Origin of the sequence: Lutimonas saemankumensis, from assembly GCF_020171465.1 — a bacterium.
Lineage (GTDB): Bacteria > Bacteroidota > Bacteroidia > Flavobacteriales > Flavobacteriaceae > Lutimonas > Lutimonas saemankumensis.
This window is the reverse complement of sequence record NZ_JAIUZR010000003.1, coordinates 1,082,215-1,097,571: the sequence shown is the minus strand read 5'-3', so window position 1 is coordinate 1,097,571 and position 15,357 is coordinate 1,082,215. Positions and strand designations below refer to the sequence as shown.

Annotated in this window: 11 protein-coding genes and 1 tRNA gene; 7 read left to right on the top strand and 5 right to left on the bottom strand. The window is 38.9% G+C overall.

Going from position 1 to position 15,357, the window contains the following annotated elements; all coding sequences use genetic code 11:
* Position 1: 1 nt before the first annotated feature.
* From ccoN to LCM02_RS06340, 3 genes are all read right to left on the bottom strand, one after another.
* Positions 2 to 2,146 carry a cytochrome-c oxidase, cbb3-type subunit I gene (gene ccoN / locus LCM02_RS06350; protein WP_224927484.1) on the bottom strand — a complete coding sequence of 715 codons (2,145 nt, stop codon included), beginning with the start codon at positions 2,144 to 2,146 and terminating at the stop codon, positions 2 to 4.
* A gap of 21 nt (positions 2,147 to 2,167) precedes the next feature.
* On the bottom strand, positions 2,168 to 2,359 hold the full coding sequence (ccoS, locus tag LCM02_RS06345) for a cbb3-type cytochrome oxidase assembly protein CcoS (RefSeq protein WP_224927483.1): 192 nt from the start codon (positions 2,357 to 2,359) through the stop codon (positions 2,168 to 2,170).
* Between the two features lie 96 nt (positions 2,360 to 2,455).
* The gene (locus LCM02_RS06340) at positions 2,456 to 4,831 is read right to left on the bottom strand and encodes a heavy metal translocating P-type ATPase (RefSeq protein WP_224927482.1); all 2,376 of its coding nucleotides are present in this window, start codon (positions 4,829 to 4,831) and stop codon (positions 2,456 to 2,458) included.
* Between the two features lie 102 nt (positions 4,832 to 4,933).
* On the opposite strand from LCM02_RS06340, the gene LCM02_RS06335 reads away from it, so the two are divergent.
* The gene (locus LCM02_RS06335) at positions 4,934 to 5,623 is read left to right on the top strand and encodes a Crp/Fnr family transcriptional regulator (RefSeq protein WP_224927481.1); all 690 of its coding nucleotides are present in this window, start codon (positions 4,934 to 4,936) and stop codon (positions 5,621 to 5,623) included.
* An 83-nt stretch (positions 5,624 to 5,706) separates the two neighbouring features.
* Here the strand turns inward: LCM02_RS06335 and rocD are convergent, their stop codons facing one another.
* Positions 5,707 to 6,984: an ornithine--oxo-acid transaminase gene (gene rocD / locus LCM02_RS06330; RefSeq protein WP_394369927.1), complete on the bottom strand. Its 1,278-nt coding sequence runs from the start codon at positions 6,982 to 6,984 to the stop codon at positions 5,707 to 5,709.
* A 211-nt stretch (positions 6,985 to 7,195) separates the two neighbouring features.
* Between rocD and LCM02_RS06325 the strand changes: the two genes are divergently transcribed.
* The 6 genes from LCM02_RS06325 (at position 7,196) to LCM02_RS06300 (ending at position 12,456) form a co-directional block, all read left to right on the top strand.
* Positions 7,196 to 7,798, top strand: a complete 603-nt coding sequence (locus LCM02_RS06325) for an acyl carrier protein phosphodiesterase (RefSeq protein ID WP_224927479.1) — start codon at positions 7,196 to 7,198, stop codon at positions 7,796 to 7,798.
* The gene (gene ggt / locus LCM02_RS06320) at positions 7,788 to 9,506 is read left to right on the top strand and encodes a gamma-glutamyltransferase (protein WP_224927478.1); all 1,719 of its coding nucleotides are present in this window, start codon (positions 7,788 to 7,790) and stop codon (positions 9,504 to 9,506) included. The genes LCM02_RS06325 and ggt overlap by 11 nt, the downstream gene beginning before the upstream one ends.
* A gap of 91 nt (positions 9,507 to 9,597) precedes the next feature.
* A complete protein-coding gene (locus LCM02_RS06315) occupies positions 9,598 to 10,737 on the top strand; it encodes a trans-sulfuration enzyme family protein (RefSeq protein ID WP_224927477.1) in 1,140 nt (379 codons plus the stop codon).
* 1 nt (position 10,738) lies between these two features.
* Positions 10,739 to 11,458, top strand: coding sequence for a bacillithiol biosynthesis deacetylase BshB1 (bshB1, locus tag LCM02_RS06310; RefSeq protein ID WP_224927476.1), 720 nt, complete (start codon positions 10,739 to 10,741; stop codon positions 11,456 to 11,458).
* A gap of 116 nt (positions 11,459 to 11,574) precedes the next feature.
* Positions 11,575 to 11,650: transfer RNA gene (locus tag LCM02_RS06305), tRNA-His, on the top strand.
* Positions 11,651 to 11,778: 128 nt separating this feature from the next.
* Positions 11,779 to 12,456: a tetratricopeptide repeat protein gene (locus LCM02_RS06300; protein ID WP_224927475.1), complete on the top strand. Its 678-nt coding sequence runs from the start codon at positions 11,779 to 11,781 to the stop codon at positions 12,454 to 12,456.
* 32 nt (positions 12,457 to 12,488) lie between these two features.
* Here LCM02_RS06300 and uvrA read toward each other — a convergent pair whose 3' ends face one another.
* Positions 12,489 to 15,260 (bottom strand): excinuclease ABC subunit UvrA, encoded by a 2,772-nt coding sequence (gene uvrA, locus LCM02_RS06295; protein WP_224927474.1) that lies wholly within the window; start codon positions 15,258 to 15,260, stop codon positions 12,489 to 12,491.
* Positions 15,261 to 15,357: the final 97 nt, after the last annotated feature.

Below are 15,357 nucleotides of genomic sequence, written 5' to 3'. Positions count from 1 at the left end.
TTTATTCTTCGGCCTCTGCCTTAATATCGGTTCCTAATCGTTGTAAATAAGCAATAAGAGCAACTATTTCCTTCTTTTCTATTTCAGAGTTCCCATAGTTCTTGACAAATTCAGGATCCTGTCTTAAACTTTTTTCAATCTCTTTTGCCTGATTCTGCAATAAATATACTGCCTTGTCCAACTCAAATTGCGTATAAGGGACACCTAGTGTGACCATGGCATTAACCTTATTTACAGTTTGAGACACATCGAGGTCATCCGTAATTAACCAGGGATATTGAGGCATGATAGACCCTGGAGATGTAGTTCGCGGATCAAGCATATGGTTAAAATGCCAGTTGTCATTGTATTTTCCTCCAATTCTGTGCACATCCGGACCCGTTCTTTTTGATCCCCACAAGAATGGAAAATCATAAACAAATTCACCAGCTTTTGAGTATTCGCCGTAGCGTTCCACTTCAGAACGGAAAGGACGTATCATTTGTGAATGACAGTTGTTACAGCCCTCTCTTATATAAATGTCTCTACCTTCCAATTCAAGCGGAGTATATGGTTTGACAGAGGTAATTTTCGGAATATTTGAATCAACCGTTAACAGAGGAATAATTTCCACTGCTCCTCCAATGGCAACCGCTATTACCACTAAGAAAGTAAATAATATTGTTCTTCTCTCTAGCCAAGAATGGAACCCTTCTCCTGCAACTCTTGCCGGAGATATTTTCTTCAACGGAGCTGCCTCTGCTAGTTCATCTTCAACAGCAGACCCGGCCTTTGCCGTTTTGATTACATTGTATGCAAGAAGGATGAATCCTGCAAGGTACAAAGTTCCTCCAAATGCACGCATCATATACATGGGCATGATCTGGGTTACAGTTTCCAAAAAGTTTCCATAGACGAGCGTTCCGTCAGGGTTGAATTGCTTCCACATGGCAGCCTGAGTAAATCCTGCTACATAAAGTGGAAGGGCATAGAACAGAATACCCAGGGTTCCAAGCCAGAAATGAATATTTGCCAGTTTCGTTGAGTACAAATCTGTTTTCCAAAGCTTGGTTGCCAGCCAGTAAATAATACCGGCAGCCATAAACCCGTTCCATGCCAGTGCACCAATATGAACATGACCTACGATCCAGTCAGTGTAATGGCCGATGGCGTTAAGTGTTTTAAATGAAAGCATTGGTCCCTCAAACGTAGACATACCGTAACCTGTGATGGCAACAACAAAGAACTTTAGAACAGGATCTTCTCTAACTTTATCCCATGCTCCTCTGAGAGTAAGTAAACCATTGATCATACCACCCCAAGAAGGGAAAATAAGCATTACTGAAAACACGGTTCCAAGGTTTTGCGCCCATTCAGGAAGAGCTGTATACAGTAAATGGTGTGGTCCTGCCCATATGTAAATAAAGATCAGTGACCAAAAATGTATGATGGATAGTCTGTAGGAATAAACCGGCCTGTTGGCAACTTTTGGCACAAAGTAGTACATCAAACCAAGAACAGGAGTTGTCAAAAAGAAAGCAACCGCATTGTGCCCATACCACCATTGAACCAGGGCATCCTGCACACCAGCGTAAATAGAATAACTTTTAAAACCTGTAACTGGTAATTCAAGGTTGTTGAATATGTGGAGGACAGCTACTGTAATCAGGGTTGCAAGATAAAACCAGATGGCAACGTAAATATGCCGCTGACGCCTTTTTAAAATGGTTCCGATCATATTGATACCCATTACCACCCAAATCAGGGTTATAGCGATATCAATGGGCCATTCCAACTCCGCATATTCCTTAGAACTTGTAATTCCCAGCGGAAGTGTAATGGCAGCAGCAACAATTATCAATTGCCAGCCCCAAAAATGAATTTTGCTTAACGTATCGCTGAACATCCTGGTCTTCAACAGGCGCTGCATCGAATAATAGATCCCCATAAAAATGCTGTTCCCAACAAAAGCAAAAATCACAGCATTTGTATGCAGTGGTCTGATACGACCAAAACTAAGCCATGAAATACCTTCGAGCAAATTGGGGAAAATGAACAGCAAGGCTACTATTAGCCCCACCAACATTCCCACCACACCCCATAGAATGGTAGCGACAAGAAACATTTTTACTATTTTGTTGTCGTAATAAAATTGTTCTTTTTCCATTTGAATAATTTTGATAATAATTTAGTTGATTGATTCTTGATTGTTTTTTTTTGCGGATGATTTGTCCTCAACCAATTCATCGTCAAACAGCATCCTGACCGATGGCGTATAAACGTCATCATACTGTCCGGTCCTGACCGATTTGACAAATAAAATAAAAAATAAGACTGCAATGACAAGACTTGCAATGATAAGCATGAATATTATATTCATTACTGATTTTTTTAGTTGCAACAAATTAACAAAAAGTAACATATCTTAAACATGATAAAAGTCATGTTTTTAAAAATTACTTCAGGTATTGCTGAGCTAAGATAATATTTTTTTTGCTAAATAATTAGTGCTGACCGTTGCGAAAAGAACAACTGAAATTGAGCTTATTGGCATTAATATGGCGGCTACAATTGGAGATAAATTCCCAGTGACCGCAAACAAAAGACCAATGATGTTATAGAGGAATGATATCGCAAAACTGACTTTAATAACAACAATGGTTGAATTACTTAATCGCAAAAAATCTGGCAATTGTTCGAACCTGCTGGCATCAAGGATACCATCGCAGGCCGGAGAAAATACATTGATGTTTTCTGAAATAGCAACCCCAACATTGCTTTGAGCCAATGCTCCTGCATCATTTAATCCGTCTCCCAGCATCATCACGTGTTCTTTGTTTTCCTGCATAGATTTGATAAACTCAAGTTTGTCCTCAGGTTTTTGATTGAACAAAAGCTTCTCAATTTCCGGCAGGAGATCTTCCAGTCTTGCTTTTTCACCCTCATTATCCCCGGACAGCAGTGAAATTTTGTATTTAAGGTCAAGTTCTTTTATCATTTCCCTGAGCCCTTTTCTATAGGCATTCTTAAAAATGAATTTCCCCTTCACTTTGTTTTCGAAACTCACGTATACTGCAGTGTCAAGGCCCTTTTCATCTTTCATTCCCACAAATGAAGCCGAACCAAGCAAAATTCTTTTATTGTCTATTCTTCCTTCGATTCCTTTCGAAGTGAATTCTTCAAATTCACTTAAGTCTCCGAGGTCACTGCTGTCAATATGGTCATAAAGAATTCGGCTTAAGGGATGATTTGATGAACGCAATAAGGTTTTTATCATACTAAGCTCACTATTATCAAGAACCTGCCCCTCGTAAATTATTTCTGATTTTCTGTTTGAAGTTATCGTTCCTGTTTTATCAAAAACTACGGCATTGACTTTTGCCATAGACTCTATAACTGCTGTGTTTTTGAGGTAAAATTTATGTTTTCCAAATAAACGGATCATATTTCCGAGAGAAAATGGAGCCGACAATGCAAGCGCGCAGGGGCACGCAATGATCAATATTGCAGAAACTACCTGAAAAGCAGCACTTTTATCCTCAAAATACCAATAGATACCTGATATTAATGCAATTGATAATATGATGATTGTAAATTGTTTTGAGATGGAATCCGTAAGTGATTTGATATTTTTTGGATTCTCCTTATGAAAAACATCATGGCTCCAGAGTTGTGTCAGATAACTTTGTTTAACAGTCTCTATTGCCTCCATTTCTATCGCACCACGTGTTTGTTTACCACCCGCGTATAATTTATCTCCTGACCGTTTTGAAACGGGGATTGATTCTCCCGTAACAAAACTGTAATCGATCATCCCTTCCTTACTTATCAGTATTCCATCAACGGGAATGATCTCATCATTTCTGATCAGTAGTCGGTCGCCTTGCTGAATTTCATGGATACTGATATTCTGTTCTTCATTGTTTCCGGCAATTCGGGTAACTGCAATTGGGAAATAGGATTTGTAGTCTCGCTCAAAAGATAAAAACCCATAGGTCTTTTGCTGGAAAATCTTTCCAAGAAGCAAGAAGAAAATAAGTCCGGTAAGGCTGTCGAAATATCCTTGTCCTGTTTGAGAGATAATTTCATAGGAACTTCGAAAAAAAAGGACCAAAATCCCCAGCGATATTGGCACATCTATATTTAGGATACCATGTTTTAGCCCTTTAAATGCGGAGCTAAAATAATCCTGGCCCGAATAAAGAAGCGCTGGTAAGGATAACAAAAACATGAGCCCTCTGAAAAAAGGCTTGTATCGATTAAGCCAATATTCATCCATTTGAAAATATTCGGGAAAAGAAAGCATCATTACGTTGCCAAAAGCAAATCCCGCAATGGCTACCTGATAGATCAGCTTACGGTCTGTCTTACTGGATTTTACATTTGTCGAATCAAGGCTTATATAGGGCTCGTATCCTATAGAGGCAATAAGTTCAACTACCTCTTTCAATGAAATTTCGCCTTTGCGAAAAGTTATTCGAACCTCTTTTTTAGGAAAATTAACCAGGGCAATTTTAATACCGTCATTTAACTTATGAAGATTTTCAAGAACCCAGATACAGGAGCTGCAATGAATGGTTGGAATGTAAAAATTGGCTACGGAAGTTTCCTGATCATCGAACTCGATCAATTGCTCTGCGATGTCCTCATTATCGAGGTAATCAAACTTCCCTCTGAAGTCAGTCGGAGCAGTTCCAGGATTAGATTCCAGGTCATAATAACCTGTAAGCTGGTTTTGATTGAGAATTTCATAAACAGTCCTGCATCCATTGCAACAAAAGGATTTTTCGTCAAATTCAGTTCTTTCAGCATTACAATCAAGACCGCAGTGGTAGCAATTTTCTTTAGACATATATCCCTAGAAAAATTGGGTAAATTTCTTATAAAAAAATTACATAAAAAAATGAATCATATTATAATTTATATAAATTTGCAAAAAACAACCCTAACATTTATGAAAGAAGATTGTGAAAAATGCGTCATCAGAGATTTGAATTCCTTGAATTCCGTAACAGGCAGAGAGTTGCAGGAAATAGCAAAGAAAAAATCCTCGCTTCATATTCAGAAAGGGGAGGTGATTTTTAGTGAAGGAACATCTTTGAGAGGTGTTTATTGTTTGCGAAACGGGAAGTGTAAATTGACCAAACTGGCACCTAATGGCAAAGAGCAGATAGTGAGATTTATCAGAAGGGGAGAATTGGTTGGCCACAGGTCTGTAATTAGTAATTCAGTAGCGCATTTGACCGTTACTGCATTGGAAGAAATGGATGTTTGTTTTATACCAAAGCATGAGATATTGGAATTGTTTAAAAATAATTCTGAATTCTCTATGGAGATCACTAAATCATTGGCAGAGGATCTGGATGAAGCAAACTCTTCAATTGCCAATATGGCGCAAAAAAACGTAAGAGAGAGGCTTGCAGAATCTCTCTTATTTTTTGACAAAATATTTGGAGTAGATAAGGAAGGATATATTTCGGTAACCCTGACCAGAGAGGAAATTGCGAATGCAATTGGAACCGCAACGGAATCGACGATTCGTTTGTTATCCGAATTCAAGAAGGAAGGGTATATTTCTTTGCAAGGAAAGAAAATAAGGATCGAAGATAAAGTAAAACTTCAACACCTTACGGAGGGATATTAATACGCTTTTAACGTAATATAAAGAAAAAGCCCTGACTCGTTGTCAAGGCTTTTTTTTGAATTAAATTTCTTTAAATCAATTTATTAAATCATTGAATTTAAAGTTTTTTTGATGATGTGTATACAATCCATAAGTTGCGCCTCGGTCATAACCAAAGGAGGGGCAAAACGGATAATATTTCCATGAGTTGGTTTGGCAAGAAGCCCATTTTCTTTGAGTTTCATACAAATATTCCATGCAAGGTCACTATCCTCATTTTCGTTGATGACGATGGCATTTAAAAGGCCTTTTCCCCTTACCATCGTAACCATATCATTTTCCTGAATAAGTTCTTCCATTTCCTTTCTGAAAATCTTTCCGAGATTGTAAGCATTAGAAGCCAGGTCTTCATCTCTGATCACTTTTAAAGCTTCCATGGCAACCGCAGCTGCAACCGGATTTCCACCAAAAGTTGATCCATGAACCCCAGGTGTAATCACTTCCATTATTTGATCATCGGCAAGTACAGCGGAAACCGGATATGCTCCTCCGCTTAGAGCTTTTCCTAAAATTAATATATCTGGTTTCACTTCCGGTATTCCGGAACAATTTCTTTCCGGACAACTGCAGTTTCCGCACGTTGCCAGCAATCTTCCTGTTCGAGCAATTCCAGTCTGAACTTCATCGGCAATGAAAAGGATGTCATTTTCTTTACAAAGGTCTCTTGCCTTTTTCAAATATCCTTCCTGTGGAACATAAACCCCGGCTTCTCCCTGAATGGGCTCTACAAGGAACCCGGCAATATTTTCAGTCGATTCTATGACTTTTTTTAGCGCTTCAACATCATCGTAGGGTATTTTTATAAATCCTGGTGTATAGGGCCCGAAATTTTTCCTTGCCGTTTCATCATTTGAGAATGAAATGACCGTGGTAGTCCTTCCATGAAAATTATTTTCACAAACTATAATCTTTGCATCGTTTTCAGGTATCCCTTTCTTTTCATATGCAAACTTCCTGCAAAGTTTAATCGCCGTTTCAACAGCTTCCGCACCAGTATTCATAGGCAGAATTTTATCAAAACCAAAATAATGGCTCATAAACTCTTCGTAGACTCCAAGCTGATCGTTGTAAAACGCTCTTGAAGTAAGGGTCAGGGTTTCCGCCTGTTCCTTGAGTTTATTGATTATTCTGGGATGGCAATGGCCCTGGTTAACAGCTGAATAGGCAGATAAGAAATCATAGTATTTGTTGCCTTCAACGTCCCATACAAAAACACCATCACCTTTTTTGAGAACAACTGGCAGTGGGTGGTAATTATGAGCTCCGTACTTGTCTTCCAGCGCTATGGCAGCCTTGGAAGATTGATTATCTTTCACTAACATTGAATTAAGAATTGATCACTTTATGTATGATTTTACACAAAGTGGAATTATACTTGTACAATTCCTTCTTTAGGAGAGAAATCATCCTGATTATTCGCAAAAATATTAAAAAAAATTACAAGAATGATATATTTAGACCTCTGGATCGAAGTATTATTGAGAATATTTCATTCCTTAAGTCGAAAAGTTTATTTTTAGCAGAAAATATCTAATGAATTATTTGGCTCATATATATCTTTCCCGGGATCAGGAAATGGTTAGCATTGGTAATTTCATGGCAGACCATGTTAAGGGGAGTAAATACAAAAGTTACAGTGAGCCTTTACAGATCGGGATATTACTTCACAGGCAGATTGACTCGTTTACGGATGCACATCCCATTTCAAGAAGAAGCAAGCGCAGATTACATGACAGATACGGTCTTTTCAGGGGGATTATAATTGATATATTCTATGATCATTTCCTTGCTAAAAACTGGAAGGATTATTCCGCTATGGATTTAAAAGTGTACTCTGAAAACTTTTATGAGCTACTCGGCAAGCATGAAGAGGTGCTTCCTCAAAAAGTGTTGATGATTTCCAGCTATATGATCAGAGATAACTGGCTGCTGAGTTATGCTGAGATTGAAGGAATTGAAAAGGTCCTGAACGGAATGAACCGACGAACAGGTAGCATTTCCGAAATGAATCGAGCCGTTATGGATCTACAGGATCATTATGAGGAGTTTGAAAACGATTTTCGGCTCTTTTTTAAAGATTTATGTGAATTTTCAGATCGAAAAATGAATGAAATAAAACAACTATATGAGAAATAGAGTCAAAGGTTTCAAATTTCTATTTGCCCTGCTTTTCCTTGTTTTTTGGATTGAAGGATGTTCAGAACGGAAGAACAGCGAAGTTTTGGTGTCTAACACCGAGAAGGGTGTCATAGCTGAAAATGGAATGGTGGTCAGTGCCCGTGGCGAGGCTTCTAAAATTGGTGTTGAGATCCTAAAAAAAGGAGGGAATGCCTTTGATGCGATGATAGCAACGGATCTTGCACTTGCTGTATGTTATCCACAGGCAGGGAATATTGGTGGGGGAGGATTTATGGTTTATCGAAAGTCTGATGGTGAAACAGGAAGTATTGACTACCGGGAGAAAGCCCCGGTGGAGGCATCGAGAGATATGTATCTTGATGAAGATGGCGTTCCGATTCCTGATAAAAGTAGGTTCGGGGGATTGTCTGTAGGAGTTCCAGGGACGATTGCAGGCCTGTTCGAAATACACAAAAAATTGGGAAGCTTACCCTTTGAGGATTTGATCAATCCTTCGATTGAATTAGCGAAACGAGGCGTCGTTGTTACTGAGATGCAAGCCGGTAATTTTAACGGAGTGAAAGAAAAGATCGAGAAGGTCAATGGTGAAATTTCGTTTATTCACAGGGTTTGGAAGCCTGGAGATACAATGAAGTTACCTGCTTTGGCCAGAACCCTTGAAAGGATCAGAGACAACGGCCGAGATGAATTCTATAAGGGCGAAACAGGAGAATTGATGGTTCAACATTTACAAAGCCTTGGAGGTATTATTACCATGGAGGATTTGGCAAGTTACAGGGCCATCTGGCGGGATCCGATAGAATCCCAATATCATACTTACAAGATAATTTCCATGGGCCCTCCTTCAAGTGGAGGTATCTGTCTTTCACAATTATTAAAAAGTGTAGAGTCATTTGATTTTAAAAAGATGAAACATAACGGAGTGCCCTACATACAATTGCTTACAGAATCAGAGAGACGTGTTTATGCGGATCGTGCCTATTTTCTTGGAGATCCTGATTTTATTGAAATTCCTGTGGAAACCTTGTTGTCTTCAGAATACAACAGGAAAAGAATGCAAAGTTTTTCCTTCGATTCGGCCACTGCCTCTTCTGAGATTTCTCATGGAAATATTGAAGTGGTAGAAAGTGACCAGACAACACATTATTCGATCGTTGATGCCCAGGGGAATGCCGTTGCTGTTACGACTACTCTGAATAGTGGATATGGTTCAAAAGTTTTTGTTAAATCTGCCGGTTTCTTTCTAAACAATGAAATGGATGATTTCAGTTCAAAAGTAGGATATCCTAATAAATACGGGCTGGTTGGTGCTGAGGCCAATGCAATTGCTCCTGAGAAGAGAATGCTCAGTTCCATGACACCCACGATTATTGAGGAAGAAGGAAAGTTGAAGATGGTAGTAGGATCTCCCGGTGGTTCCACGATCATTACTTCAGTTTTTCAGAATATTCTCAATGTTCTGGAATACGATATGGGGATGCAGGAATCGGTTTCTTCGATCAGGTTTCACCATCAATGGTTACCTGATAAAATACGATTTGAAGAAACCTTTGATACCATTCATTTTCAAGCTTTGAGACAAAAAGGTTATCATCCGACAATAATTTCATCACTGGGAAGGGTAGACGCCATTCTGGTGATGGAAGATGGAAGGCTGGAAGCTGGTGCTGATCCAAGAGGAGACGACACCGCTGTAGGATATTAGATTCATTTCCTTTCCGTTTAATGAAATAAAAAAATAATACATCAAGTATGGTTATATTTGACAACAAAATCAGATACAAAATAATTGATATATGAAAAAAAATGGTACCCATACGGCTTGTGTTCATGAAGGTCAAATCAAGGACAAGCAATTTGGCGGAGCTGTTTCTCCCATATACCTGGCAACATCATATCCGTTTTTGGACGTTCAGGAAAAAAGGTACCCCAGGTATTTTAACACCCCAAATCAAGAGGTGATAGCGGAAAAACTTGCAGCCCTGGAAAATGCTGAAGCAGCATTGCCATTTTCGAGTGGTATGGCTGCGATAAGCACAAGTTTGTTTGCGTTTCTTGAGCGCGGAGATCATGTTGTTTTTCAGAATGAGATATATGGAGGTAGTCATCATCTTGTACAGGAAGAATTTTCTAAATACGGAATAGAATACTCTTTTACCAAGGGTATGGAGATCTCTGATTTTAAAAACGAGATTCGAAAAAATACAAAAGTGATCTACCTTGAAACCCCATCGAATCCACTTTTGAATATAACAGATGTCCGAGGAGTCGCAACACTGGCCAAAGAGATGGGGCTGGTAAGCATGATTGACAATACTTTCGCATCGCCAATCAACCAGACACCCTTGGATTTAGGCGTTGACCTGGTCATTCACAGTGCGACGAAATACCTCGGAGGACACAGTGATATTAGTGCAGGCGCCGTAGCGGGTAAAAAAGAATTGGTGGAGCGAGTTATGTATAAAGGAAGAAACTTTGGGGGTAATTTGAGTGATTTTATGTGTTTTTTACTGGAGCGTAGCATGAAGACGCTTGCTCTGAGAATTGAAAGACACAATGAAAATGCCCAGTTCGTTGCAGAAAACCTGGTTCAGAATTCGTTGGTGAGAAAAGTGTATTATCCCGGACTTTCCAGTCACAAAAATCATGAGCTGGCTAAAAGGCAAATGCACGGTTTTGGCGGAATGTTGTCATTTGAACTTGCAGATGACCTTGATGCCAAAGTTTTTCAGCATAATCTAAAAATGATAAAACCCTCAATGAGTCTTGCCGGAATTGAATCTACCATAATACAGCCGAGTTTAACCTCACATGCCCTTTTGTCTCAGGAAGAAAGAATGAAGATAGGAATTTCAGATAATTTGCTGAGACTATCTGTGGGGCTCGAGAATAAAGAAGATATACTTGAAGATTTAATGCAGGCATTGATACGATAACATGGAAAAATTAGACATTTTAGCAATAGGAGCCCATCCCGACGATGTTGAATTAGGATGTGCAGCAACCCTGGCCAAGGAGATTTTCAATGGGAAGAAAGTTGGGATTCTTGATCTGACTCGGGGAGAACTTGGGACAAGAGGTTCAGCAGAAATTAGAGACAAAGAGGCTTTAAAAGCAGCTGAGATTCTGGGTGTGCATGTTCGTAATAACCTTGGATTTAAAGATGGATTCTTTGTCAATGATGAACAGCATCAAATGGAGGTCATTCGTATGATAAGAAAATATCAGCCAAAAGTTGTTTTGTGTAATGCTGTCCGGGATAGACATATTGATCATGGAAGAGCCAGTAAGCTGGTTTCCGATTCATGTTTTCTGTCAGGCCTCAGGAAAATAGAGACCTATGAAGAGGGTAAATTGCAGGAATCCTGGCGACCTGACCGGGTTTATCACTATATCCAGTGGGAGAATTTAAATCCGGATTTTGTCGTGGATGTATCTGGATTTATCGAAAAAAAACTTGAGGCTGTAATGGCCTATGGTTCACAGTTTTATGATCCATCTTCTAAAGAGCCAATATCTCCTATTTCAAGCAAGAACTTTTTGGAAAGTATAACTTACAGGGCTAAGGACCTGGGTCGGCTCATCGGGAAAGATCATGCCGAGGGTTTCACAGTCGAGCGTCATTTGGCCGTAGATAACCTGGATATGCTGCTCTGAAAACGATTTGAATCTGGTACAAATATTTTCAATAAAAATTTACTTTTTATTTGAAGAAGTTGGGAAATAGATTATATTTGCACCCGAATTTACGGCAAGTAAATTCAATGTATCACGGTGGTTGTAGCTCAGTTGGTTAGAGCATCGGTTTGTGGTACCGAGGGTCGCCGGTTCGAATCCGGTCTTCCACCCAAAAATCAAAAAACGTTCAGAGTCTCTGGGCGTTTTTTTTTGCTTTATTTAAAGCTTTGTTAATCTTTTGAAAAAGAATTTATTATTCCAATAAAATCTATATTTTTGAGCCCCGAAAAATAATTATTATGAAAAATTTATACACAGCCTTTGTCATGAGCCTTATTGGAGTATCCATTTTTGCTCAGTCATCGAAGGAAGAATCTATTGCAATTGAGAAAGAGATCATAAGGAATGCAAAAAGATTCGGTGACCAAAATGTGGCTACGTACAGCATGTACAAACTGATTTCCCTGGAAGGGGAAAACAGCACCTATAAAGACAGTCTTACTTATATATATTTTTCATCGAGAAAATATGCATCATGTTTTTTGATGGCCAATGAAGTATTGGAAAGAGATCCAAGGAATCAGGCCATTTTGGAATTAAAAGCTATATCATTGGAATCTTTAGGGGCTCTGGATAAGAGTATGGAGACTTATTCGGAATTATTTGCTTTAAGCAATAACAATTATCATGGCTATAACGTTGCAAAGCTTCAATTGTCTATGAATAAATTTGAAGAGGCTTATACCACGATAAAAAAAGTGGAAACCTTAAACGATACCGGTAAGGTTCAGGTTACTTTTACTATAAATCAGAATCATACGCAGCAGGTTGAATTACTGGCTGCTATACCCTATTTAAAAGGTGTCATTGAGGAAGAACTCAAAAAAATTCCTGAGGCTAAGGCAAGTTATGATAAGGCAATCAAAATTCAACCGGATTTTGTTCTCGCCAAGGAAAAGCGTGACAAGCTTAATTAATCAGGACCTCATTGTGGCATAATCGCCTTTTTTTAAGCGAGTTTTTGCTTTAGATATTTAGCCGTGTAAGAGCCCTTAATTTGGGCTATTTCTTCAGGCACTCCCTGTGCAATTATATTTCCTCCGTTTTTTCCACCTTCAGGGCCCAGGTCGATTATGTGATCAGCACATTTGATCAGGTCCAGATTATGTTCAATTACTATAATTGAATGGCCCTTGTCAATTAATGCATTAAATGATTTAAGTAATTTGTTTATGTCGTGAAAATGAAGCCCGGTGGAGGGTTCGTCAAAAATGAACAAAGTCTTTTCTTTACTATTTCCCTTTACAAGAAATGAAGCCAGTTTGATCCTTTGGGCCTCACCACCGGATAGGGTAGAAGATGCCTGCCCAAGTTGTACGTAACCAAGCCCAACATCCTGCAGAGGTTTTAACTTGTTTACAATTTTGTTTTCACCGTTTTGAGCAAAGAATTCAATGGCCTCATCAACTGTGGTTTCAAGAATGTCGTTTATGTTCTTACCCTGATATTCGATTTCCAGAACTTCCTTTTTAAATCGTTTTCCCTTGCACGTTTCACACTCGAGGTGAACATCCGCCATGAACTGCATCTCTATGGTAACCTCTCCTTCTCCTTTACAGGTGTCGCATCTCCCCCCGTCAACATTAAACGAAAAGAATTTCGCCTTATAGCCCCTGAGTTTTGACAATTTTTGATCGGTGAAGAGCCCGCGTATATCATCATAGGCCTTGATATAAGTCACAGGATTTGATCGACTTGACCTTCCTATTGGATTTTGATTGATGAATTCAATATTCTGAAGGGATGAGATTGCTCCTTTAATTTCAGAAAACTGTCCCGCTTTTTCACCGTACTTGTGAATTTCCTTCTGCAGGGCAGGGTACAGGATGTTTCTGATCAGCGTACTTTTGCCACTTCCTGAAACTCCTGTTATCATTGTGAGTGAATTTAACGGGATTTTTACATCAATGTTCTTTAGATTGTTGGCTCTTGCACCTTTAATCTCAATATACCTTTTTGAACTTCGTCTTTTTCCAGGTATTTCAATTTTAAGATTGCCATTAAGATATTTAGCCGTTAAGGACTCTGCTTTTAAAATCTTTTCAATACTACCTTCCGCAACAAGTTCTCCTCCAAAGCTTCCGGCCTCAGGACCAATATCAATCACATGATCCGCTACTCTGATAATATCTTCGTCGTGTTCAACCACAATTACGGTATTGCCTAGATCTCTCAGTTTAAAAAGCACCTTGATCAGTCTTTCAGTGTCTCGTGAATGCAATCCAATACTTGGCTCGTCAAGGATGTACATGGACCCAACAAGGCTGCTTCCCAGGGAAGTTGCCAAGTTAATTCGCTGGCTTTCTCCCCCTGATAGGGTATTGGAATTCCTGTTAAGACTTAGATAGCTCAATCCAACATCATTAAGAAAACTCAATCGGTTTCTTATTTCAGTCAATAGCCTTTTTGCTATTTTCTCTTCATGTTTTGTCAACTTCAAATTATTAAAAAAGTCAAGGACCTCATCAATGGGAAGATCCACGAGTTCAGTGATATCCTTCCCGTGCACCTTAACATAATGTGCTTCTTTTCTTAAGCGCTTGCCATTACAGGTTGTACATTTGGTTTTCCCTCTGTACCTGGAAAGCATAACACGATACTGTATTTTGTAGCTCTTTTCTTCAAGGTGTTTAAAGAACTGATGCAAACCGCTAAAATACTCGTTTCCGTTCCATAATAATTCGTATTGTTCTTCACTTAATTCGAAAATGGGTTTATGAATTGGAAAATCAAATTTATAAGCATTCAGTACCAGTTCTTCCTTGTAAATTCTAAACGAGTCACTTTTCCAGGGTAATATGGCATCATCAAAGACGGACAAGGAAGTGTTTGGAATTACCAGATCATCATCAATCCCGATAATGTTTCCATAGCCTTCACAGTTTTTGCAAGCCCCATACGGATTGTTAAAGCTGAAAAAATGTACGTTTGGTTCCATAAAAGTGATCCCGTCCTGCTCAAATCGATTGCTAAAGTGAATTCTTTTTTCAGAATCTATCAATTGAAGCGAACATTCTCCTTTACCTTCATAAAAAGCGGTTTGAATGGAATCGGCAAGCCTGTTATAGAAATCTTCACCTTCCTGAATAACAATCCGATCAACAACCAGCCAGACCTCCTCGTTTGTATTGGGATCAAATTTTTCAATTCGAATTGTTCTACCGTTGACCAGTAGTCTGGAAAAACCCTGTTGCTTTAAAATAGAGATTACCACCGGAAGTTCTCTTGTCTCGTCAGCATGAACAGGTGCAATCAGGAGAACTTTTTCGCCAAGCTCCATATCTCTTATATGATCAATTACGTCAGAAACCGAATCTTTTTTGACTTCTTTTCCTGATACAGGTGAATAAGTCCGTCCAATTCTGGCGTATAATAGCTTTAAATAGTCATAGATTTCTGTAGTTGTTCCAACCGTTGATCTGGGGTTGGTACTGTTCACCTTTTGTTCGATTGCTATAGCGGGAGAAATTCCTTTTATAGAAGTGACTTTTGGTTTGTTCAATTTACCCATAAATTGCCTGGCGTAGGAAGACAGGCTCTCAACATATCGTCGCTGGCCTTCGGCATAAAGCGTATCAAAAGCAAGGCTTGATTTCCCCGATCCGGACAGTCCGGTGAGTACCACAAGCTTATTTCTTGGGATTTTTACGTCTAAATTCTTCAAATTGTGAAGCGAGGCTCCGGTAATTGATATAAAATCTTTAAAATTACTGTTATTCAAGGAGTTACATTTATATTAAGGAAAATATTTTACAAAGATACATAGGTTTTTTTGTTAAAAAAAGACCTAAAAATGTTAATAAAAGTAAAATAAATCG